Source organism: Pseudoalteromonas rubra (assembly GCF_004212645.1).
GTDB classification, from domain to species: Bacteria; Pseudomonadota; Gammaproteobacteria; order Enterobacterales; family Alteromonadaceae; genus Pseudoalteromonas; species Pseudoalteromonas rubra_G.
This window is the reverse complement of the sequence record NZ_PPUZ01000046.1, coordinates 22,055-44,827: the sequence shown is the minus strand read 5'-3', so window position 1 is coordinate 44,827 and position 22,773 is coordinate 22,055. Positions and strand designations below refer to the sequence as shown.

The 22,773-nt window shown below is 48.0% G+C and carries 21 protein-coding genes; 6 read left to right on the top strand and 15 right to left on the bottom strand.

All coding sequences use genetic code 11. From position 1 onward, the window contains the following. Window positions 1-104: 104 nt before the first annotated feature. The 10 genes from C3B51_RS16690 to yceD all read right to left on the bottom strand — a co-directional run bounded on the left by C3B51_RS16690 (window position 105) and on the right by yceD (window position 9,253). The gene (locus C3B51_RS16690) at window positions 105-1,967 is read right to left on the bottom strand and encodes a DUF885 domain-containing protein (protein ID WP_130245795.1); all 1,863 of its coding nucleotides are present in this window, start codon (window positions 1,965-1,967) and stop codon (window positions 105-107) included. A gap of 116 nt (window positions 1,968-2,083) precedes the next feature. After that, window positions 2,084-3,097, bottom strand: a complete 1,014-nt coding sequence (gene mltG / locus C3B51_RS16685) for an endolytic transglycosylase MltG (protein WP_130245794.1) — start codon at window positions 3,095-3,097, stop codon at window positions 2,084-2,086. Beyond that, window positions 3,094-3,861 (bottom strand): aminodeoxychorismate lyase, encoded by a 768-nt coding sequence (gene pabC / locus C3B51_RS16680; RefSeq protein WP_130245793.1) that lies wholly within the window; start codon window positions 3,859-3,861, stop codon window positions 3,094-3,096. Before pabC ends, mltG begins: the two co-directional genes overlap by 4 nt. Before the next feature lie 115 nt (window positions 3,862-3,976). Next, entirely contained in the window at window positions 3,977-5,215 is a 1,239-nt protein-coding gene (fabF, locus tag C3B51_RS16675; RefSeq protein WP_125716426.1) for a beta-ketoacyl-ACP synthase II, read from the bottom strand. Between the two features lie 83 nt (window positions 5,216-5,298). Beyond that, on the bottom strand, window positions 5,299-5,535 hold the full coding sequence (gene acpP, locus C3B51_RS16670) for an acyl carrier protein (protein ID WP_010374019.1): 237 nt from the start codon (window positions 5,533-5,535) through the stop codon (window positions 5,299-5,301). 209 nt (window positions 5,536-5,744) lie between these two features. Further along, window positions 5,745-6,491 (bottom strand): 3-oxoacyl-ACP reductase FabG, encoded by a 747-nt coding sequence (gene fabG / locus C3B51_RS16665; protein ID WP_046005929.1) that lies wholly within the window; start codon window positions 6,489-6,491, stop codon window positions 5,745-5,747. A 15-nt stretch (window positions 6,492-6,506) separates the two neighbouring features. Then, window positions 6,507-7,433 (bottom strand): ACP S-malonyltransferase, encoded by a 927-nt coding sequence (gene fabD / locus C3B51_RS16660; protein WP_130245792.1) that lies wholly within the window; start codon window positions 7,431-7,433, stop codon window positions 6,507-6,509. A gap of 58 nt (window positions 7,434-7,491) precedes the next feature. Next, complete coding sequence (gene plsX / locus C3B51_RS16655) at window positions 7,492-8,535, bottom strand: phosphate acyltransferase PlsX (RefSeq protein WP_130245791.1); 1,044 nt, start codon at window positions 8,533-8,535, stop codon at window positions 7,492-7,494. An 11-nt stretch (window positions 8,536-8,546) separates the two neighbouring features. Beyond that, window positions 8,547-8,717 (bottom strand): 50S ribosomal protein L32, encoded by a 171-nt coding sequence (gene rpmF, locus C3B51_RS16650; protein WP_010382129.1) that lies wholly within the window; start codon window positions 8,715-8,717, stop codon window positions 8,547-8,549. An 11-nt stretch (window positions 8,718-8,728) separates the two neighbouring features. After that, the gene (yceD, locus tag C3B51_RS16645; protein ID WP_130245790.1) at window positions 8,729-9,253 is read right to left on the bottom strand and encodes a 23S rRNA accumulation protein YceD; all 525 of its coding nucleotides are present in this window, start codon (window positions 9,251-9,253) and stop codon (window positions 8,729-8,731) included. A 120-nt stretch (window positions 9,254-9,373) separates the two neighbouring features. On the opposite strand from yceD, the gene C3B51_RS16640 reads away from it, so the two are divergent. Further along, a complete protein-coding gene (locus C3B51_RS16640; RefSeq protein ID WP_125716422.1) occupies window positions 9,374-9,961 on the top strand; it encodes a Maf family protein in 588 nt (195 codons plus the stop codon). Here the strand turns inward: C3B51_RS16640 and C3B51_RS16635 are convergent. Further along, window positions 9,923-10,591 (bottom strand): HAD family hydrolase, encoded by a 669-nt coding sequence (locus C3B51_RS16635; RefSeq protein ID WP_130245789.1) that lies wholly within the window; start codon window positions 10,589-10,591, stop codon window positions 9,923-9,925. The two genes, C3B51_RS16640 and C3B51_RS16635, sit on opposite strands and share 39 nt — an antisense overlap. Beyond that, window positions 10,581-11,543, bottom strand: a complete 963-nt coding sequence (gene rluC, locus C3B51_RS16630) for a 23S rRNA pseudouridine(955/2504/2580) synthase RluC (protein ID WP_125716420.1) — start codon at window positions 11,541-11,543, stop codon at window positions 10,581-10,583. The genes C3B51_RS16635 and rluC overlap by 11 nt, the downstream gene beginning before the upstream one ends. 510 nt (window positions 11,544-12,053) lie before the next feature. Here rluC and rne point away from each other — a divergent pair. After that, complete coding sequence (gene rne / locus C3B51_RS16625; RefSeq protein WP_130245788.1) at window positions 12,054-15,497, top strand: ribonuclease E; 3,444 nt, start codon at window positions 12,054-12,056, stop codon at window positions 15,495-15,497. 457 nt (window positions 15,498-15,954) lie between these two features. Here the strand turns inward: rne and C3B51_RS16620 are convergent, their stop codons facing one another. Together C3B51_RS16620 and C3B51_RS16615 are read right to left on the bottom strand one after the other, a co-directional pair. After that, complete coding sequence (locus C3B51_RS16620) at window positions 15,955-17,268, bottom strand: transglycosylase SLT domain-containing protein (RefSeq protein WP_125716418.1); 1,314 nt, start codon at window positions 17,266-17,268, stop codon at window positions 15,955-15,957. A 51-nt stretch (window positions 17,269-17,319) separates the two neighbouring features. Further along, a complete protein-coding gene (locus C3B51_RS16615; RefSeq protein WP_130245851.1) occupies window positions 17,320-17,898 on the bottom strand; it encodes an LPP20 family lipoprotein in 579 nt (192 codons plus the stop codon). 202 nt (window positions 17,899-18,100) lie between these two features. Between C3B51_RS16615 and C3B51_RS16610 the strand changes: the two genes are divergently transcribed. The 3 genes from C3B51_RS16610 to C3B51_RS16600 are packed head-to-tail and all read left to right on the top strand — an operon-like array spanning window position 18,101 to window position 21,415. Continuing rightward, window positions 18,101-19,810 carry a hypothetical protein gene (locus C3B51_RS16610; protein ID WP_130245787.1) on the top strand — a complete coding sequence of 570 codons (1,710 nt, stop codon included), beginning with the start codon at window positions 18,101-18,103 and terminating at the stop codon, window positions 19,808-19,810. A 5-nt stretch (window positions 19,811-19,815) separates the two neighbouring features. Continuing rightward, on the top strand, window positions 19,816-20,430 hold the full coding sequence (locus C3B51_RS16605; RefSeq protein ID WP_125716415.1) for a penicillin-binding protein activator LpoB: 615 nt from the start codon (window positions 19,816-19,818) through the stop codon (window positions 20,428-20,430). After that, entirely contained in the window at window positions 20,420-21,415 is a 996-nt protein-coding gene (locus tag C3B51_RS16600) for an LPP20 family lipoprotein (RefSeq protein WP_130245786.1), read from the top strand. The genes C3B51_RS16605 and C3B51_RS16600 overlap by 11 nt, the downstream gene beginning before the upstream one ends. A 61-nt stretch (window positions 21,416-21,476) precedes the next feature. On the opposite strand, the gene yejK is transcribed toward C3B51_RS16600, so the two are convergent. Beyond that, complete coding sequence (gene yejK / locus C3B51_RS16595; RefSeq protein ID WP_125716413.1) at window positions 21,477-22,493, bottom strand: nucleoid-associated protein YejK; 1,017 nt, start codon at window positions 22,491-22,493, stop codon at window positions 21,477-21,479. Window positions 22,494-22,559: 66 nt separating this feature from the next. Between yejK and C3B51_RS16590 the strand changes: the two genes are divergently transcribed. Continuing rightward, entirely contained in the window at window positions 22,560-22,772 is a 213-nt protein-coding gene (locus C3B51_RS16590; protein WP_010382154.1) for a DUF1414 domain-containing protein, read from the top strand. The last annotated feature ends 1 nt before the right edge of the window (window position 22,773 follow it).

Here is a 22,773-nt window from a genome sequence, read left to right as displayed (position 1 = left end):
TGGCTTAACGTCTTAATACTTCAGGTAATAAAAACCACTCGATATTTTCTACAGCATTAAAAGCAGGCGTTGTAAAAAGGTGGCTATACAGCCACCTCTTAAAGTTAACTTTGTGATGCGACCCAGCGGTCGACGTCGTCTTCCACAATCGCCAGAGGTCTGGCACCTTTCAGTAAGATCACATCATGGAAGGCTTTAATATCAAACTTATCGCCAAGCGCCTTGCGGGCTTTATCGCGCAGCTCAACGAGCTTAATCATACCCAATTTATAACCCAGGGCCTGACCTGGCCAGGCGATATAACGGTCAATTGCCGCTGTGACATCGCTCATAGCCGAGCCCGTCGCTTCAGCAAAGTACTCAATCGCTTGCTGACGCGTCCACTGCTTATAGTGCAGTCCGGTGTCGACCACCAGACGCGCAGCCCGATAGGCTTCTGCCTGCAAGCGACCCAAATCACCAAACGGGTCGTTCTCGTACATTCCCATTTCATAGGCGACTAACTCAGAGTAAAGCGCCCAGCCCTCAATATAGCCGTTGAACGAGGCATTCTGACGCATCAGACCAATGTCTGTCTGCAGCATGTTGAGCGCAATCTGGAAATGGTGCCCAGGCACGGCTTCGTGATAGGTCAGAGTTTTCATACCAAAGCTTGGTACGGCCTTCATGTCTTTAAGGTTGATGGCAAATACTCCGGGACGACTGCCATCCAGAGAAGGCCCGCTGTAATAGCCACCCGGTGCACCGGCTTCCACTTCTTTGGGAATACGGCGTACTTCTACTTCTTGCGGCGGTAGAGTTGAAAAGTACTGCGGTGCTTTTTTGTTGATGGTCTCAATTTCTCCACGCAAGAAGGTCAGCAATGCTTCGCGGCCCGCGTCACTGTCTTCGTATAAAAAGCGAGGTTCATCATTTAGCTGCTTCATACGGTCGCCCACAGAGCCCGTGGTATAACCATTTTCGCGCAGGATCTGGTCCATCCGCTCGGTGATCCGTTTAACTTCCGCAAGCCCAATATCGTGGATCTGCTGTGCACTGAGATCCGAATCGGCCAGATAGGTAATTTCATGCTGATAGAAGGCTTCACCACCTGGCTGCGCCCAGATCCCGACTTTTTCAGGGGCTTTTGCCTGTAACACTTTAAGATCGGCAATCACACGCTGATATGCGGGATAGATCTTTTGATCAACCAATGCTGCTGCCGCATTAACGAGCTCAGTGCGCTGTGCTTCAGAAATAGATGCAACATTTGATAATTTGGCGTCAAATGAGGTAACCAATGGGTGTTTATCGCTCGAATGCGCGGTAAAGTTATTCAGGTATCCAAAGGTATTCGGGAACAGGACCTTGGGCAGGATGATGCCCTTTTCAGCATCATCCGCAAGCTTACCGCGAACCTGTTCGGTCAGTGTTGCAAACGCGTCCAGCCTGGTCAGATAGTTTTGCGCATCCTGCAGGTTTTCAACGCTGTGCTGATCTTTGAGCAGGTTTGGAATATCCACCAGAGGCCCGGAAAGCTGATTCACAATATAAGGTAAGTGGCCACCCCAGGTATCTATATATCCGCCGCTAAATTGGGCGTCACCGGCATAATAACGCGCCAGCACTTCGTTCACACGCAGGTGTAAACGATCATCTTCACTCATCTTGTGCGCTTGCAGACGCTTGAGTTTTTCTGCGGCATTATTCATATCAATTTGCAGCGCCTGCATACCCGATGCTGAGTAGTCAGGCAGTCTGTCGGCATAACTGCCGTATTGATCGGCAGATAGCTTTAATGAGGTTGCCAGTGCAGGCTGATGATTTATAAAGGTTTGCGTATAGGCGTCAACTTGCTTGTCGATGTCAGCGCGTGACAATGGCGCAGCGGCAGTTGCTGCAGAGTCAACCTGATTGACCCGGCTTTCCTGTGCACAGCCCGACAAAGCAATCGCTACGGCGAGTGTGAGCGCATTCAACTTATTCATTACAGAGCTCCAGTTTTTATTATCCGTGTAGTGTTATGTTGCTGGTATATCATATTTGTCTACAATATACAGCCGCTTGCGACCACTCATTGAGCGGCGCAGGTATTTTTACTTGTTCAGCCATTTTGTTTATTCAATATGTAGCGTTGCACCGCCTGATTGTGCTCTCGTAGAGACTTGGAGAAATAATGGCTGCCATCTCCTTTTGAGACAAAATACAGATAATCCGTTTGTGCTGGCTGAGTGGCCGCTTTTATTGCAGCGAACGACGGCATGGCAATGGGTGTTGGGGGCAAGCCATTGATTCGGTATGTGTTATAAGGCGTATGCTCGCGCAGATCGCGGCGCTTAATGTCTCCGTCAAAACGCTCACCCAGACCATAAATAACCGTCGGGTCCGTTTGCAGTCGCATCTTGCGGTTCAGGCGGTTGACAAAGACAGACGCGATGACCGGACGCTCTTGTGCTTTGCCCGTTTCCTTTTCGATGATGGATGCCAGAATCAGCGCCTCATAAGCCGAGCTGATGGGCAAGTCGGCTGCCCGTTGCTGCCATGCAGATGCCAGTTGCTGATGCATACGCTCGCTGGCACGTTTTATCAGGGCAGATGCTTTACTGTGCGCGTGATAATGATAGGTTTCGGGAAATAACCAGCCTTCCGGATGAAAAGCCCGGTCACCAGACAGCCCTGCTGTATCAAGGCGCATATGCTTTGCCATATCAGCTTCATTCAGGTCAAAGTGAATAAACGGCGCATCCTTGAGATTGGTCAGTACCTGTTTAAAGGTTTGCCCTTCAATGATAGTGAACATAAAATCGGCCTGCGCCCCGGCACTTAACTTTGATAGCGCATCGAGTACACTCAAACCTTGTAATTCGTAGACACCCGCTTTGACTTTGACTCGCTCCGGGAACACTTTGCCGTAAACCTGATAAGGCAAACAGCTTTCGACCCAGCCCAGGCCTTGCCAGCGCTGGCAAATTGCCACAAAGCTGTCACCCCGTTTCACCTCAAAGTAGCGTGTATCGCTGCGAAGTGGCGCATCCTTAAATTCTGAAATGGTATGCGTAGCTGCCAACACAACAATGACTAACCCTGACAGCAAAAGTAAAATCAGCTTTTTGATCATAATCTGACAACAAGCTCCTTTGCCAATGCATGCGCCTTATCCAGGCTGAAACCATGATTATCAATCTGGCGCACAGGCACAAGGCCCATCAGGCTGTTACACAGATAAACAGCGTCTGCCGCATAAACAGACTCCAGACTCAGGGAAATCGTTGTAATGGGATTATGCTGTTGCAGGCTTGCAAGATACACGCCCTGGATCCCACACTGAGACAAATCGGGTGTATACCAGTGCTTATCTTGACAGATCAGAATATTGGCTGCTGAACTTTCGATAACCTGGCCGTGTAAATCCATCACAAGGACGTCATCCGCAGCTTTGTGAGCGGCATTTTGTTTAATGAGCACCTGCTCAAGTCGGTTCAGTGTTTTCAGTCCGGCTAACATAGGTTGGTGGCCTAAACGAACATCGGATAGGGCCAAAGTCACGCCCGCATCACGCCAGCGCGTATAATGAGCCGGATACGCCGATAACGACACAAGTGTTGTAACCTGAGGCTCCTCTGGCAAGCCATAACCTCTTCCGCCTTCACCTCGGGTGATCACCACTTTGAGCACCCCTTCATCTACGTCCCTCGACGCGTACTCGCATTGCTCAGTCAGCGCACTGTAGTTTATCTCAGGGAAATACAAGGTACTTGCGCACTGCGCCAGGCGTTTTAAATGACCTTCCCAGCGCTCCAATTTGCCCGCTGAAACTTTAACCGTTGTAAAAAAGCCATCGCCATAGTTAAGGCCGCGATCCCGGCTGCTTACCTGCTGCATTCGTCTTTACCACTTCAAATTGATTGCGCCAACTGTATCATATCTGCTGTTCTGACGGTGTCATATCGACATAAAAAAACCCGGACATTGCCGGGTTTTTATACTGAGTTAGCTATCAGACTTTCTTAAACAGCAAAGAGCCGTTTGTGCCGCCGAACCCAAATGAGTTACATAGCGCATAGTCTAGCTTAGCATCACGTGCCGTGTGTGGTACGTAATCAAGGTCGCACCCTTCATCCGGGTTATCCAGGTTGATAGTAGGCGTGACCTTTTGGTGCTGTAGCGACAAGATGCTGATGATAGACTCTACAGAGCCTGCAGCGCCCAACAGATGACCCATCATCGACTTGGACGAGCTCACCATCACATCTTTCGCAGCATCGCCGAAGATAGACTTCACTGCCGAAGTTTCGGCCTTGTCGCCCGCTGACGTAGACGTACCATGTGCATTGATATAACCAACCTGCTCAGCATTAACACCAGCGTCGTGTAAGGCATTTTCCATCGCTAGTGCAGCCCCTGCACCATCTTCTGGTGGTGACGTCATATGATAAGCATCGCCACTCATACCAAAGCCGACCAGCTCTGCGTAGATGTTCGCGCCGCGCGCTTTCGCGTGCTCGTATTCTTCCAGCACGATCACACCCGCACCATCAGCCAGCACAAAACCGTCACGATCTTTATCCCAAGGGCGCGACGCCGCTTGTGGATCATCATTGCGTGTAGATAAAGCACGTGCCGCACTAAAACCACCCATACCGATTGGCGTAGACGCTTTTTCTGCACCACCGGCAACCATCGCATCCGCATCGCCGTAGGCTATCATACGTGCTGCATGGCCAATGTTATGCAAGCCTGTTGTACATGCCGTCACAATGGAAATGTTCGGGCCTCGCAGACCGTGCATAATAGACAGGTGGCCTGAGATCATATTAATGATGGTCGAAGGTACATAAAAAGGAGACAGCTTGCGTGGGCCACTGTTCAATAGCTTGACATGGTTTTCTTCAATCAGCGTCAGGCCCCCGATCCCAGAACCCACAGCGACACCAACGCGCTTGGCATTTTGTTCTGTGATTTCCAACCCGGAATCTTTAAGCGCCTGTACGCCCGCCGCGATGCCGTACTGAATGAACAAGTCCATTTTCTTGGCATCTTTCTTTGACATGTATTGAGTCTCGTCAAAATCATTGACCAGACCCGCAAACTTGGTACCGAACTGAGTAGTGTCAAAGTGTGTGATATTGCGAATACCACTTCGGCCTTCTAACAAGCCCTGCCAGGTTGACTCGACGTCATTACCTAGCGGCGTCAACATACCTAAGCCAGTTACTACGACTCGACGTTTAGCCACGGTTTCCTCCAAAAGGGATTTTCGAAATGATGGGGGGATAAATGATCAGGGCAGCGAATGCTGCCCTAATTTAAAACCGTTAATTACTCAGCGTGAGCAGTAACGTAATCGATCGCTGCCTGAACAGTCGTGATTTTCTCAGCTTCTTCGTCAGGGATCTCAGTGTCGAACTCTTCTTCCAGAGCCATTACCAGCTCAACAGTGTCAAGAGAGTCAGCACCCAGATCGTCTACGAAAGACGCTTCTGATTTTACTTCTTCTTCTTTAACACCTAGTTGCTCAACGATGATTTTTTTTACGCGTTCTTGGATGTCGCTCATTCTTCTTTCCTTTATTTAAACGCTATCGCGTTAATTTCAGATTGCGGCGTAGTTTACGGCGCATCATACTGTGATTCAAGGATTGACCATGACTTTTTTTTCTGGTCAAACCTGTTACTAAATATTTTTTACTTTTATCGCCTATTTTCATAGCAATTTCAAGTAAGATTGCCGCAAGATCACAAAAACTTCAACCTCGCGCACAATTGTTACACCATGTACATGGCGCCATTTACGTGCAAAGTTTCGCCTGAAACATAAGCGCCAGCATCAGATGCGAGATAAACAGCCGCTGCTGCAATCTCTTCTGGCTTACCAAGGCGCCCTGCCGGCACGTTCGCGAGCGTTGCCGCCTTTTGCTCGTCAGTTAGCTCATCAGTCATGTCTGTTTGGATAAAACCAGGTGCAATCACGTTAACGGTTATACCACGTGATGCCACCTCACGGGCCATCGATTTTGAGAAACCAATCACACCCGCTTTGGCAGCTGCATAGTTCGCCTGTCCTGCATTACCCATGGTACCGACCACTGAGCCAATGTTAATGATACGGCCTGATTTTTTCTTCATCATAGGACGCAAAACCGCCTTAGACAAACGGAAAATTGAGCTCAGGTTAGTATCAAGGATCTCATCCCACTCTTGATCTTTCATGCGCATCAGCAGGTTATCACGGGTAATGCCAGCATTATTAACCAGCACATCCACATCGCCCAGGTCTTGTTTAATGGCCTGAAGCGTTGCTTCAATCGATTCTGCGTCAGTTACATTAAGCTTGTAGCCTTTACCATTTTCGCCCAAGTAGTCAGAAATCTTTTCTGCACCCGATTCGCTTGTTGCAGTACCTGCTACCTTTGCACCTTGTGCCACCATCGCATTTGCAATGGCTTTACCAATGCCTCGGCTTGCGCCCGTGACAAGTACCACTTTACCTGTCAAATCAAATAGGTTTGTCATATTCAATTCCGTCATTTACTTTGCAGACGTGATTGCTGCCGCATCATTAACGGCGCTACACGCTATAGATTTATCAATTCGTTTAACCAGACCGGTGATAACTTTACCCGGGCCAAATTCGTATGCCTGAGTGATCCCCTCTTTAGCTAATTGCTGCACCGTTTCAGTCCAGCGCACAGGGCTGTATAGCTGACGAATGAGGGCATCTTTAATTGCATCACCACTTTGCTGCTGTGCAACATCAACATTATTGATAACAGGGAATAAAGGCGCTGCGAATTCAATTTCTGCCAAGTCTGCAGCCAGTTGCTGTGCAGCTGGCTTCATCAGTGCACAGTGAGAAGGTACGCTGACGGCCAAAGGTAAGGCACGCTTGGCACCCGCTTCTTTACACGCGGCAGAAGCGCGCTCAACCGCTTCTTTGTGGCCAGCAATGACGACCTGGCCCGGTGAATTGTAGTTTACCGGCGCAACCACTTGCTGTTCAGCCTGCTCTTCACAGATCTTTGCGATGGACTCATCATCCAGACCTATGATTGCGGCCATTGAGCCCGTGCCCGCAGGTACTGCCTGTTGCATATATAAACCACGTTTCTCAACCAGTTTTACGGCCGTAGCCAGGTCAAGTACGCCTGCGCATACCAAAGCTGAATATTCGCCCAGGCTGTGGCCAGCCAATACCAGTTCGGCGTCTGACTGTTCAGTTTGCCACTGTCGGAAAATCGCCACACTGGCGGTCAACAATGCAGGCTGTGTGCGGTGGGTTTCATTCAATTCGCTTTCAGGACCGTCTAAAACGAGTTTTGCCAGGTCATAACCCAGCGCCGCAGAGGCCTCTGCAAAGGTATCCTGAACAACTTGAGAAGTTTCTAATAATTCCGCCAACATGCCAACGCTCTGAGAGCCCTGGCCTGGAAATAGTAAAGCAATCTTTTGTGACATAGTGTGCTCTTATGATTTCTATATTCTGCCATTTCCTTAGCCACACTATCTGGATGAACTAGGATCTGGCAGATGTCTCTTCAATCGGCGCCATTTCTTCAAAGGCCGCCTGGATCTTATCTGGAATACGCCTATCTACTTCTCTGGCCGCTTCTTCAATCGCAGCCAAAAAAGCCTTCTTCGACGCATTTCCGTGACTTTTCACTACAATACCGCGCAATCCTACCAGACTTGCGCCATTATACTGGTCGGGGTTCACGCGTTTATACAGTTTTTTTATGACGGGCCTGAGTAAAAACGCCAAGCAGCGGTAAAAAAGATGCTTTTTCAACGCTTTTGTAAACTTAAACATGATAAGTTTGGCAATTCCTTCGCAGGTTTTCAATGCGACATTGCCAACAAAACCCTCACACACAATGACGTCTGACTTGCCTGAAAATATATCACTTCCTTCGCAATAGCCCTGGTAATTGATGGCAGAGCAGTCCTGCATTAATTTGGCAGCCTGCTTGATCCCGTCGTGCCCTTTGATATCTTCAAGTCCAATGTTAAGCAAGTGGACTTTGGGTTTGTCCAGTTTCAGCGCGGCGCCTGCGACGATTGAGCCCATAATGGCAAACTGCAATAGGGTTTCGGGGTCGCACTGTATGTTAGCACCGAGGTCCAGCAAATAGACGGGCTGTTTTTTTTCTGTGGGCACAGAGGTGATCAAAGCAGGCCTTTTTATGCCAGGCAACATTTTCAGAACATAATGGGCCATGCTCAATAGCGCGCCGGTATTACCGGAACTGACACACGCTTGTGCCTGACCAGATTTAACCAAGTCCAGTGCCACTCGCATGGAGGATTTTCGTTTGTTGCGCAGTGCCTGAGCAGGATCACAGGTATTCGTGACGACTTCATCACAGTGCTTAACGATTAAACGCGGGTGTGACAGCGCATTAGCTTTCTTGAGCGCATTTTCAAGAACGGTTCGGTTGCCACAAAGCAACAGAATTAAGCGGGGATATTTTTCAACTGCAGCGAGCGCGGCAGGTATTGATGAACGGGGGCCGTAATCGCCCCCCATCATATCTAACGCTATGGTTAGATCAGCGTGCATAAAGCAATCTCTTACTTAGAAATTACTTTTTCGCCTTTGTAGTAACCGTCAGCAGTTACGTGGTGACGACGGTGAGTCTCACCAGAAACTTGATCTACAGTTAGTGTAGGACCGTTAATAGCATCGTGTGAACGACGCATGCCACGACGTGAACGTGACACCTTACTTTTTTGTACCGCCATTAGCCTTTCTCCTAAGAATCTTTCTTAAGTTGTTTTAAAATTTCAAATGGATTTGGTTTGCTCTCTTGTTCTTCTATATCACCAAAGCTAACTGGCTTATCAGAAAAAGAACAGGATGCTTCTGTATGCTTAGGAACGATGGGGATCGCCAGTATCAACTCATCTTCGACAATTTGCCGCAGATTAATCTCACCTTCTTCATCCAACTCCACAACATCATAGCACTCAGGGAGTTCTTCCGACTCTGCACCGAATCCGACTGGCGAATACGCAAAGTCTTGTTCCAAATCCAACCCTAATTCATCGTTACAACGCTGACACAACACGGTGACTTTGGTTTGCACGTTTCCACGTACCACAACCAAACCTTGCTGGTCTGTTTCGCAACGAATAGTTACCGCTATTTCACCTACTTGATCTTGCACAACTTGCTGCAAACGAGAAAGTTCTTCAAGCGCTATAACACCGTCATAACTGGCCCGGCGCTGTGCCGCTTTGCAAGGATCAATGGTGATAGGAATTTTCACCTTTTGCATAGGGGCTGCATCATATAGATAGTTAGTGCTTTAGTCAAAGCAAAATTAAACTTTCATATTGTTTTTGACTACGTTGTGATTATCCTATGGAGAATTTACTACAACGCAGTGACGGTACTTATGAAATCACCACTTATATTAGCCTCCAGCTCTCCGTTTAGGCAGCAAATTTTAGCAAAATTGTGCCTGCCATTTGACAGCTTTTCTCCCGACATTGATGAGTCAGGTTTGCCTCAAGAAGCGCCTGCCGAGCTGGTTGCCAGGTTAAGTGAAAGCAAAGCGCGTGTCGCGCACCAATATTATAGCAGTGGATTGGTCATTGGCTCAGATCAGGTCGCTTTATTTAACGATCAGATCCTTGGTAAACCTCACACAGTGGAAAATGCCCATGCTCAGCTCAAACAATTCAGCGGCCAGGTGGTTACTTTTCTCACCGGATTATGCGTCTATGAGCTTGAGACTCAGCGGGCAGTGACTAAGGTTGTGCCATTTAAAGTGCATTTTCGTCAGTTAACCGACACGCAGATTGCACAGTATGTCGCGAAAGAGCAGCCACTCAACTGTGCGGGGAGCTTTAAAAGTGAAGGGCTGGGTATTTGTCTGTTCGACAAACTAGAGGGAGACGATCCCAATACATTAATTGGACTCCCTCTGATTGAACTGACTAAATCACTGGGCGAATTCGGCGTCGACGTGCTCGGACAATAGGAAGTCACTCAACTGGGTATAACTATGACACAAGGCCAGCGGTGCGTAAGCCTTGAGCTGCGCTTCGCTGGCAGCACCAAAGGTGACAGCAATAGCAGGTACACGGGCATTGCTGGCCAGTGCCATATCAATACCCGTATCGCCTACCATAATGGCCTCTTCAGCAGACACACCCAGCTCATTTAAGATCTGCAGCAGCATATCCGGATCGGGTTTTGATTTTGCGTCATCCGCCGTTTTAGTGACACAAAAGTAATCACTCAAACCACTGTGTGCCAGCAAATTATCCAGGCCAGCACGGCTTTTACCTGTTGCAACAGCAAGTAAAATGCCCTGCGCTTTCAGTTCGGCCAGCAGTGCTTCAACTCCCTCAAACACGGTTATGGGTGTTGTGTCTTCTTTATATAGACGTTTATACGTCAATGCTAAATCAGCTGCATTGTCTTGATGCTCTGGGAACAAAGTAGCCATGGCCTTTTCTAACGACAAACCTATGATTGACTTGGCTGCATCATTTGAAATGGGCTCAAGCCCATGACATGCCGTGACCTTATGAAGGGTATTGACAATTTTTGGCACAGTGTCCATTACCGTGCCATCCCAATCGAAAATGACCAGTTTATATGCCATGGGTACCTCTTAATGTTGTCAGGCAGTGCTCCAGCGCTTTGTCCAGTGGCGCTTCAACATGTAAGGTGGTCTCGTGCTTAGGGTGAATAAACCTGAGCTCCCGGGCATGCAAGAACAAGCGGCCCAGTCCGAGCTGGCGCATTTTGCTGTCGAACACCTGATCGCCATATTTATCATCACACGCTATTGGGTGTCCTTTGCATTGCGTATGCACGCGGATCTGGTGGGTACGCCCCGTGACAGGCGATGCCTGCACTAAGGTCGCCCCCTCAAAGCGCTCCAGTACCCGAAAGCGCGTATGTGACGCTTTACCTTCTTCGTGATCAACTCGCACCACTCGCTCGCCTGATTGCAGGGTATTTTTACGCAGCGGCTCAGTAACATTTTTGTGCTTTGCAGACCACTCACCGCATACCAAGGCCCAGTAGTTCTTTTCCATGGTTTTTTCTCTGAGCTGTTCGTGCAGCCCTTTGAGAATGGCGCGACGTTTTGAGATCAATAAACAGCCAGAGGTATCACGATCGAGACGATGTACTAACTCCAGATTTCTCTCTTCCGGGCGCAAAGCTCGAATTGCTTCAATCAGTCCATAGCTCAGACCGCTACCGCCGTGCACCGCCATTCCTGATGGCTTATTCATGACGATCAAATACTTATCTTCATACAGAATCGCATCTTCAAGCCCGGCTACTTTGTCCAAGTTCTTTGGTACAAACTCTGACTTCTCTGCCACTTTAATCGGCGGAATACGCACCTCGTCGTTCAGTTGTAGCTTATATACCGGCTTGACCCGCTTTTTGTTAACCCTGACCTCCCCTTTGCGAAGAATTTTGTAGATTGCACTCTTTGGCACCCCCTTAAGATGGGTAAGCAAAAAGTTATCTATGCGCTGACCGAGTTGGTCTTCTGTTATGGTTACAAAACTTACCTTTAAGCCGGTTTTTTCTGACATTGCCTAATCACTGAATTGAGTAATAATTTAGTTGCTATCACGCAGGTATTAGTGGGATAATCGGCCCGCCTATCTTTGCGAGCGTGCTTTTTATCGCATTGATGCCGCTGTGATGCACATCTTGGGTGGAGGATCATACAGATTAGAGCTGAGATTTCCACAGCTTTATCGACCCGGCCCAGTGACAAATACGTGCGTTTAATCTGAAATGAAGCGTGTAATAGTTCATTGTACTGATTAAACACAGCTAAATAACCGAAATTAAAAGCAATAATTATTAATGTCTTGTGTAGTTTAGTCGGGATATGTTTAGGCCCGTGCGACATCCGCAAGTTGAGTAAAATACTCAGTAACCCGCCACTTAAAAAGCAGTGTGGCGTAAGCGTTACATGCGGAAGTAAATGATTGTTCCCGTCTCCCAGTCGTGAGACTGCATTATAAAAATAGGAACACTAAACACCTGAACTAGCGTGCACAGGCAAAGTGTAAAAAATTAAGTAGAGTAAAAATATGAAACGTATGCTGATCAATGCGACGCAGCAAGAAGAAATGCGCGTTGCACTGGTTGACGGCCAGCGTCTGTACGATCTTGATATCGAAAGCCCTGGTCATGAACAGAAAAAAGCCAACATTTACAAAGGTAAAATCACTCGTATAGAACCTTCCCTAGAAGCCGCTTTTGTTGATTATGGTGCTGAGCGCCACGGTTTCCTCCCTCTTAAAGAAATTGCCAAAACATACTTCCCTTCAGGCTATACCTTCAATGGTCGTCCAAACATTAAAGATGTGATCAAAGAAGGCCAGGAAGTCATTGTTCAGGTTGATAAAGAGGAGCGAGGCCAAAAAGGTGCGGCACTGACCACTTTTATTAGCGTTGCCGGCAGCTACCTGGTACTGATGCCAAATAACCCTCGTGCAGGCGGTATTTCTCGCCGTATCGAAGGTGATGAGCGCATCGAGCTAAAAGAAGCACTGAGCCGCCTAAACCTACCGAAAGGTATGGGTCTGATCGTGCGTACAGCAGGTGTGGGCAAGTCTTTCGAAGAATTGGAATATGACCTGAAAGCCCTGCTGGTACACTGGGAAGCCATTCAAAACGCAGCTGACAGCGGTAAGGCGCCATTCTTAATCCACCAGGAAAGTAACGTTATCTTCCGCGCTATCCGCGACTATTTACGTCGCGATATCGGTGAGATCCTGATCGATAAAGCGCGTGTTTTTGAAGAAGCTAAAGCCCATATTGAGCGCTTCCGCCCGGACTTTATTAACCGCGTTAAGCTATACCAAAACGATGTTCCGCTGTTCACGCACTACCAAATCGAAAGCCAGATAGAGTCAGCTTTCCAGCGTGAAGTACGCTTGCCTTCTGGCGGCTCAATTGTCATTGACCCAACCGAAGCGCTTACTTCTATCGATATCAACTCCTCAAAGGCAACCAAAGGTGGTGATATTGAAGAAACAGCATTAAATACGAACCTGGAAGCAGCTGACGAAATTGCCCGTCAATTACGTTTGCGTGACCTGGGTGGCCTGATAGTGATCGACTTCATTGATATGACGCCTCCGCGTCACCAGCGCGAAGTTGAGAATCGCCTGAAAGATGCTGTACGCGCAGACCGCGCCCGCGTTCAGATTGGCAAAATTTCACGCTTCGGCCTGCTCGAGATGTCACGCCAGCGCTTACGCCCTTCACTGGGTGAAGCCAGCCAGCACTCTTGTCCTCGTTGTGACGGTCAGGGCACGATCCGTTCAAACGAATCGATTGCTTTGTCTATCCTGCGTTTGATTGAAGAAGAAGCGATTAAAGAGAACACCGCTCAGGTTAACGCCCAAGTACCTGTAAAAGTAGGCTCTTACCTGCTTAACGAGAAGCGCCGCGCAGTTCAGCGCATTGAAAAGCGCCATAACTGTGACGTGGTGATCATCCCTAACCAGCACATGGAAACACCACATTATGATGTGGTTCGTCTGCGCAAAGATGATGTGCCAGAGAGTGTGAGCTACGAGCAGGTTGTTACTCCTGAAGTTGAAGAGATCGCCGCACCTATCGCAGCGCCAGTGGCAAAAGAAGAGCCTGTTCTCAAAGGTGTTGCTATGCCTACTGCACCAGCGCCAGCACCTGCAGCAGCGCCACAAGCCGCACAAACAGCCACTCAACCTCAGGCAGCTAAGCAAGCACAAGAGGAAGCGGGTCTGTTAAGCCGCATCGGAACTTGGCTGAAAGGCTTGTTTGGTAGTGAGGAAGAGCAAAAAGAGGAAGAGCAACCCAAGCAGCAACCTCGCCAGCGCCAGGACAATCGTCGTCGTAACCAGCAACGCCGCAAAAACCGTAACCGTAATGACCGTCGCAACGATGGTCGTAACGAAAGTCGTAACGATGAGCGTAATGACGGCCGTAAAGCAGAGACTGATAACAACGACAACAAAACACGCAAAGATGAGCGTAACGACAACCAGGAACGCAGCGAAGGTCGCAACAAGCGCCGCCGTCAGAACCAGCGTCGTCGCAACGACTCAGATAAAGCAAAACAAAGTGCTGAGCAAGATACTGAGCAAAAGCAAGACAATACTGAAAACGCAACTCAGGAGAAAGCGAATAAGCCGCGTCGCCAGCGCCGTAACCTGAAAAAGAAAGTACGTATTGAGGGTGAAGTAAAAGCCGCTCAGGCGAATGATGAGAGCGCTAACACTCAATCAGAGCCTGTGCAGACACCTGAGCAACAACCTGAGTCAGCACAACAGCAAGTCACTGAGCGAAGCAATGACGCTATCGCCAAAACCGCTGCCCAGCAAGAAGCTGTAGAGCAAGTGCAAACAGTCGATACGCCAGCTGATGAATCAGCAACGCAAACTCAGGTGCTTACTCAAGACAAAGCACAAGGTGAAGAGGCAAGCGAAGAAGACAAAGAGCAACGAGAGCAACCCCGCACTCGCTCTCGCCGTTCGCCGCGTCACCTAAGAGCAGCAGGCCAAAAGCGTAAACGCAATGAGAATAAGGATGCAACACCAGCGTTTGTGCCAGTCGCAGATCAGGCAGCAGCCGAGTTTGAAGCTGAGCTAAATGCCACAGCAAAAACATCAGACGCAGAGCCACAAGAAGCGGTTGCTGAAGCTGAAGCACCGGTTGTTGACGCGCCAGTAGCAGAGCAAGTAGAAGTGCCAACTGCTGAAGCGCCTGTCACAGAGCAAGTAGAAGCACCTGCTGCTGAAACGCCTGCTACAGAGCAAGTAGAAACGCCATCTACAGAGCAAGTAGAAGCACCTGTCGCTGAAACGCGAGCTCCAGAGCAAATGGAAGCACCCACTGCAGAAACGCCAGCTTCAGAGCAAGTGGAAGCACCCACTGCAGAAACGCCAGCTTCAGAGCAAGTAGAGGCACCTGTTACAGAAACGCCTGCTCCAGAGCAAGTGGAAGCATCTATCGCTGAAACGCCTGCTCCAGAGCAAGTGGAAGCACCTGTCGCTGAAACGCCTGCTCCAGAGCAAGTGGAAGCATCTATCGCTGAAACGCAAGCTCCAGAGCAAGTAGAAGCACCGGTTGCTGAAGCGCCAGCTGAGCAAGTTGAAGCACCGGTTGCTGAAATTCCAGCTACAGAGCAAGTAGAAGCACCGGTTGCTGAAACGCCAGCTATAGAGCAAGTGGAAACACCTGCTGCTGATGAGGCCCCTGTAACAAAGCACGCGGCAGTAGCTCCTGTTGTTGAAGCGCAAGAGGTTCCTGTAACTGAAGCACCTGCTGAACATGCGGTGTCAAACCGGGCACGTTACCAATACGTCGCCGAAGCGCCAATGACAAAAGCTGCAGCTGATGAGAGTGCAGAGATAGCTATTACCGTCTCAGCAATGCCAGACTCCATGCGTGAAAAAGTCAGTGACAGTGGCCAGGGCTCTGGCTCTAAGTCGCCAACGGCACGTGCCAGCTCAGCCATGGCATCGCCAGCAAGCTACGAATAAGCTTGCATAACCACTTAAAAGGGCCGCCTAAGCGGCCCTTTTTGATCCCATCCCCCGTGAACGCTGAAAGTTCATAGCGCATACTCAGTCAAGCAATGTTCAATCAAGCTCAGAGAAAGGCAACGCATATTCATCCGCTCATCTTAATAGCTTCAGTTCCTATGCAGATGGTTCAAGATGATGGGAGCCAGCCGCTTGTTTGAGCGCCCTGCAAGGCAAGAATATCTAGCTGTTAAGCAATTGAAGTTTCTTGTTTTGCACCGCTTAATTGGGTCTATGCTCAATAGGTATCGGCGGCTTTTTTACTTGAATATGGGTTTCAGGTAAATGGTGACTGGTATCAAATAACAGCGACCAGCCAGGAAGCACAGCATTGCATCAGGCTAATCGTTTGACCAAAGAGAAGACAATGAAACGGGAGTACCAGCTTAGTTAGCACTGATATTCCCGTAAAGAATTAAATATAAAGCTTTTCAGTCGCCAATACCTTTTTCAGGTAACGACGCGTTTCGTTGTAAGGCAGCCCCTGCTGCAGCGCTTCCAGCACACGTTCAGGAGACAATGAGTTAATCACTCTCGCTGCACGTTTGATATTGCGAGAGCCGTCAGCATTAAACACACTCGCGACATTGCCAGCGCCCGTATTGTACGCTGCTATCATGCAGTACTTGCGGCTCAGGGGATCTTTAATCGCACTCAGATAACGATCGTTGAGTAAATGCAGGTAGGCGGTGCCTGCCTCAATGTTATTATCAACGACATACAAATAAGGCGGGCTCATTGGTTCATCCAGCTTATGCAGGAAGCGATTAACATCAACTCCCGCGCTGGTTGGCACAATTTGCATTAAACCAAATGCCGGAATATGTGACTTGGCTAGTGGATTAAAATGGCTTTCCGTATGCATAACCGCCAATACCAGACTGGGGTCAATTTCAAAGCGCTCGCTTTGCTTTGCTATCTGGCCTTGATACTGGGCGGCACGTTTATGTGCCAGACCACCTTTCGGCATTTTAATCCGTACCTGGGTTACCTGCTGAGGCTCAGTCTTCGAGATTTGTTTAACAGATTTGGTCAGATTTTTAATACGCTTGGTGGCCAGTTGATCCAGCTCCGCCTTTTTGGTTGTAAGCTGCTTACTGGCGGCTTCCACAACTTGCGGATCAGATTCCAGAGCCAGTGCTTCATCGGCTTGCTGTTCTGCGAGCTGCTTCTGCTCCTGAGTCTGCTGTTTGATCTGGGCCTTTGCCGCTATGATAGATTTCACACGAAGTCCATTATCTATCGTCACTTGCTTACGCTCACTCTCTCCATCATCTAGTGCACTGCCGCTGAGGAAAGATTTAAACAATCTATCTTCAGATTGTTTAAATCTCTCAATTGCCTGTGAAACTTGCTCATCCGAGACATGAGAGCCGGCATGGTGGCGCACACTGAGAACGATTTCATTGTTTTCAAAATCGACTTCCAGGCGCTCCCGGTTATCCTCGGAATAACTGACAAACTGGCTTTGGTCAGAAACTTTCGCTTCTCCCCACTGTTGGATCAGTTGATCGCGAAACGCATCGAACTCCTCAAAATGCGCTTCAACATAGTCATTAAATTCTTGTAAGTGCTGCGCCTTGTAGCGCTCAAATTCCGTTTGTTCCTGGGCGCTGTTGTCATAGGTTTGCATTGCCGCTTCCAATTCACTGAACAAACTGGATGTACTGGCAACCGCTGCCGCGGCGGCAAACTGAGATGCAATCGTCAATGCAAGTATGGTTTTCACAGCCCACTCCTATTAATAAATAGCGCACCTTTGGGTGCGCTAACGATTCGATTAATTGGTCAATCTGGCGATTTCTTTTTCCAGATCTTTTTCTGCTTTAAATGCCTTGAATTCCTGATACAGGAATTGCTCATCTTGCGGGTTAATTTGTTTCTTGCTCTCTTTCACCAGATCTTTAAACAGACTTTTTGTCAGTGCCGGTGATAATGTCGTCAATGCACAGAAATAATCTTTGCCGCCAATTTCAACGACGTCGGCTTTAATCACGCGAGATCCATTAAGCGTTTGCTTTGTTAGCTGCTTTGAAACTGAGCTAAACGTCGCGCCCACTGTGGTTTCTTCATTCGCATCGGTGCGGTTAGCAAAGGTTTTGTCTAGCCCTTCAATGCGTGTTTCAATCTGTTGAGCCAACGCCAGTCTTGCGTTAGCCACTGCCATTTTCTGGTCAATCGAGATGTTGCCTGAGAACTTCACACAATCGGCAGCTGCGATGCCATTTTCAACAGCCGGATTCAAAACCCAGTCTGGTATATTAATCTTCGACTCAGAAGCGGTTTTTTCTCCAGTCGAGCTACAAGCTGTTAATATCCCTGCTACGAGCATAGTAGTAATAAGCGGTTTGATCTTCATGATATTGTCCTTCGAGCTATTGGTTTCTAAGCGATGATTTAAATTTAACAAAAGCCAGATTGCTTTACAGTAATAAATTGTAAGAACGATTTCTTACAATATTCAGCTTCAAAAAAAGCAAAATAATCTTTAAGTTAGTGCAAATATATCCAACTTTTTTGGTATAGTCACCGTAAACTTTATTACAAGCAAAGGAAGCGTAATGCTATCTCTATTCAATACTTTGCATTATCGAGCTTGGTTAACCGTGACCCTGATTGTGGTTCTGACTGGATGCAATACAACACCCGCTAACAAAAATGCAATTATACTTGCTCAGCAAGGTCAGTTTGAGCAAGCAAAGACTGCGATCGAAACCGCTTACCCGGCTTCGGGCAAAAATAAACTGTTACGCCACCTTGAGCTTGGCACTTTGTATCACCTTGAGCAAAAATACCAACTGAGTAACGATAACCTCGACAAAGCCAAAGCAATTATTGAAGAGCAATACACCATCAGCGTTTCAGAACAGGCACTGGCGTTGCTGAGCGGCCCGACTTACACCACATTCGCAGGTAAAGAGTTCCACCGCCCGCTTATCAACGTTTTTAAAGCGCTGAACTATAACGCTTTGGCAAATCAACACCCCGCCCAAAGACAAGTTTACCTGGATGCCGCCCTGGTTGAAATGCGCCAACTTGATACCTACTTATCGACGCTCACCGATGAAACAGGTGGTTATGACGGTAAACCGAGCGGTGACGGCCTCACTGACAGAGTGATGCGTATTTTACAGCCGCTACTGGCGCCAAACGACCTGCTAAAGAACATCGACTATAAGGACGACGCCTTTGCCCATTACATCAGTGGTGTTCTTTACGAAAGTAGCAACGAGCTCGATGCAGCTCGTATTCAGTATCAAAGGGCCGCACAGGCATTCGAGCAAGGTTTCGCCGAGCAATACAACTTGGGTAATAACGTCACAAGACAAGCCTATATGGACTTGGCACGCGTTATGCGAAAAGCAGGTGGCTATCACAATGAGCTAAGCGAGCTCGAGGAAAAATGGGGCTACAGCATTAGTGAACCAGAACAAACGGGCCCCCGCTTAACCGTCGTCCAGAATGCCGGCATTGGCCCACAGCGCAAAGAATTTAATTTACTACTAAGAGCAGATCATAGTGCTAAAGCGCTGGTTATCACGCCCATCCTTTGGGGAACATCAGCGGAGCGAAAAGCACAAATGTGGTGGTTCCAAATGTTATACGCAGACACCAGCCTGTTCGATATGATGCAAAATTACGCCACTGGCGACCTCGGTGACGTGGCCATGGGGGCATTGACGAAGCGCCTGCCATTAGGCGACACCCTGTGGCAAAGTGCTAAAACGGCTGGGTTGATAGATGCGTTGGAACACGGCAGCCGTATCGCAGTAACTTACCTTGAGCCATTCGAGCAAAAAATAGATAAGTCTGAACTTTGGATTGAGGGCAAAAAAGTCGCAGAGCTGGATAACTATCATTCTGTTAGCCTTCTAACCCTACAAAGTGCGCTGAAAAACGCCAATCGGGAAATGCAAATTGCACTTACCCGTGAAGTGGTTAAGGCCATGACAGCCCATAAAGCAATACAAAGCACTGGACTACAAGCCTTTGACGGTTTTGCCAAGTTAGCAACCAGCGTAGTTAATGCGGTCACAGCCGGTGCCGACTTACGCCAATGGCAGTCACTCCCTGCGCAGATTAAACTCACCCAGGTACCGGTAACAAAGGGCACCGTTAATATCATGCTCAAAACCAAACTGCGCTCGGGCAAAGTGATAGAACAATCTGACACACTTGAAATCAACGAAAATATGACGCTGTGGCATACCCGTACTTTCATCGAAAGTGCCCAATCCGCAGCACCAACCACTCTGCTTACAATGGAATAATTGTTATGAACTGTAAAACCACACTTTTAAAGCTAACTCCTTTGGTTGTTGCATGTAGCTTAGCCATTACCGGCTGCTCGTCAACCAAAGTACAAAGAGTAGATGCAAATCAAGAGGTTGCTCTTTCTGACAAGTGGAACGGTAAGGACTCGCAACTGGTTGCAGAGGCCATGATCAACGATATGTTGAGCTTTCCATGGGTTAACGATCACTTACAAAAAGAAGGCACTCGCCCTGCTATTATAATCCAGTCAGTACGTAATAAATCGCATCAGCATATTGCGGTTGATACTTTTTTAAATGACTTGAAGCGTTCTATTTTACGCAGCGGCCAGGCGGACTTCGTTGCAAACAAAGATGTTCGCCAGGAGATCCGTGACGAAAGGAAAGATCAGGAGCTCAACGCCAGCCTGGCAACACAAAATGAGATGGGCCAGGAACAAGGCGCTGATTATGCCCTGTCAGGCACCATTAACTCATTCGTTGACGAGAAAGACGGCGATCGCGTGACTTTTTATCAGGTCGACCTGAGATTGATCGATATGACCACAAACCGTGAGGTATGGAATGGACAGAAGAAAATTCAAAAACTGCAGGAGCGTTCGCGCTTTGGCTTCTAAGCCGCTGCTTGCCACTTTGCTAACAGCCGCAATTCTTAGCGGCTGTAGTGCAAATAATGCAAGCCAGGCCCCTGCTGATACTAAGCCTGCATGGATCACTGCCATGCCCAGCTCCAGCTACATGATTTACGGTGTTGGCAGTGCGCAAAATACCGGTGACTTACAGCAGGCCAAACTGGCAGCACAGGAGTCGGCCAGACTTGCCTTGGCTAAACAGCTCAATGTAACCATCTCAGCCAATACCCGGATTGAGCAATCCGCCACTGAGAAGTCAATGCAGTTTCACGTCGATGAGCTCATTAACTCTCAGGTGCCTGACATTCATTTGCAGGGGGTTAAAATTGAAGATGAATACATCAGTGCGGATCAGCAAACAGCGTTTGCATTAGCAGCATTTAACCGCACCGAAGCCGCCATGCAAACTGAATTGACCATTCGTGCACTCGATGAAGATATTGCCCAATTCAGGTTGGCAACCGGTGGCAGCAAGTCTGGGCAGTTGAAACAGGCCGTCACGCTTAAGGAGCTGTTAGTCAAACGCAGCAAGCAGAATCGTTACCTGACACAACTACAAGCTGCCCCAATCGCTTTGTCTGACGCTGTTCGCGCTAAGCAAGATGAAGCGGATGCAATCATTAACAGCATCAGCTTTAGTATTGAGGGCGACACACCGGCACACCGCAAGGTCCGTGATATCCTGGCAAAAGCGCTCAGCTCTCAGGGGATCAAGGTCACCACTGGTGAGGCTGACTTTACCTTAAAGTTTACCGTAGACTGGCAGGACATGAATAAAGCTAACACTTTTTACAGTGTCGCAGAGAGCTACTTAGTTGTGATAGAAAACGGCGAAGAGCAGGCACACTTTAATACCAAAGTGAAAGCAGCATCGGGCTATAAAGATACAGCCAGAAGCAATGCCATGACTAAGCTGGCAAATAAACTGGGCACTCAACTGGCACAGTTTGTGGTTACCGGCAAATCCTAAGCGGAACAATCCGTATTATCGGCTTAACAAAAAGGGCTAACACAAGTTAGCCCTTTTTAATTTATTCACTGTCTTCTTGATAGAACTTTTCCAGCTGATCTTTAAGATTGGGCGGCACACCCTTAATGGTTAAAGTGTCATTTTGCGGGTCATATAATACCCGCTCACCTAAGTGCTTGCGCTCGAACCCCACGCTGACGCCCCCACCGAGGCCGGAGAATTTAACCATAGTGGTGACTGTCTTTTTATCAAGCGGAAATGACTCCTCCAGCTCATAGCCTTGTTGCTTATAAAAGTCTTCAAACTGAACATCCGAAGACTTAGAGACTGTATCTGACAAAGACTCGACATCAGCATCTTCACCGCTATTGATACAGTCATTACAATAATCAAAGACCTCTTTACGGATCGCGTCCTTCTCTTCTTTACCAAACTGTTGTTCAGCCAGGTAGTCTTCTACCGCATGCAGCATAGTCTGCGACTGCTGTTTAGGGTCTATACCTTCAGCACAACCCAGAAAATCGAGGAAAAAATCCGCTACTTTTCTGCCCGCACGGCCTTTAATGAACGAAATATAACGATTTTCGTCCGCTTGCGTATCCCAGGCCGTCAGGTCTATACGTGCGGCCAGCTGCATACGCGAAATATCCAAATGTCTTGAAGCCGCCAGGTCCAGCTCAGAGGTAATCGAGTAGTGCTCTTTGATGTTGATCATGGCTATCAACAAATAGTCGCTGGCAACATACTGATAATGACAAAACACCAGATAGCCGGTCTCGTTGAACGCATATTTGTTCAACTCTTCTTTCAACACTTCGGTTGCTTGCTGCGTAAGATGCCAAAATGCCAGCTCGTTATTGCGATAGCTTTGCATCGCTGAGGCAACACGGCTGTCTTTATCGGGATCAAAAGCACAAAAACCTTTTCCTGGCTTGCCATTGTAAGCATGATGGAGCTGCTCAATAAATACCGAGACCCTATCATTAATCTGCATCTCATCTTCGCGTAAATGAATTTGTGTTTCTTCGTCTTGCTTGTCGACATAATGTACAACAAGCTTGTTCACCTCAATGCTCATCTTTGTTTTTAACGCCTCTGGTGTTAGAATAGAAAGAATTATAACTCTTTTTATTTGAACCAACCGATGCCTATCCAGTCAAAATATTCCAACGAACAAGTAGAACAAATTGTCGACCAACTGTTAAACGTACTGACAGAGAATCAGGCAACCGTTGATTTAAGCTTAATGTGTTTAGGAAATTCTATCACGCACATCATCAAAGAGCATGTGCCAGAACAGAAAAGACAAGCGGTTGCCGAAAATTTTGCTAAGGCGTTGACTCAGTCGGTAAAGTAAC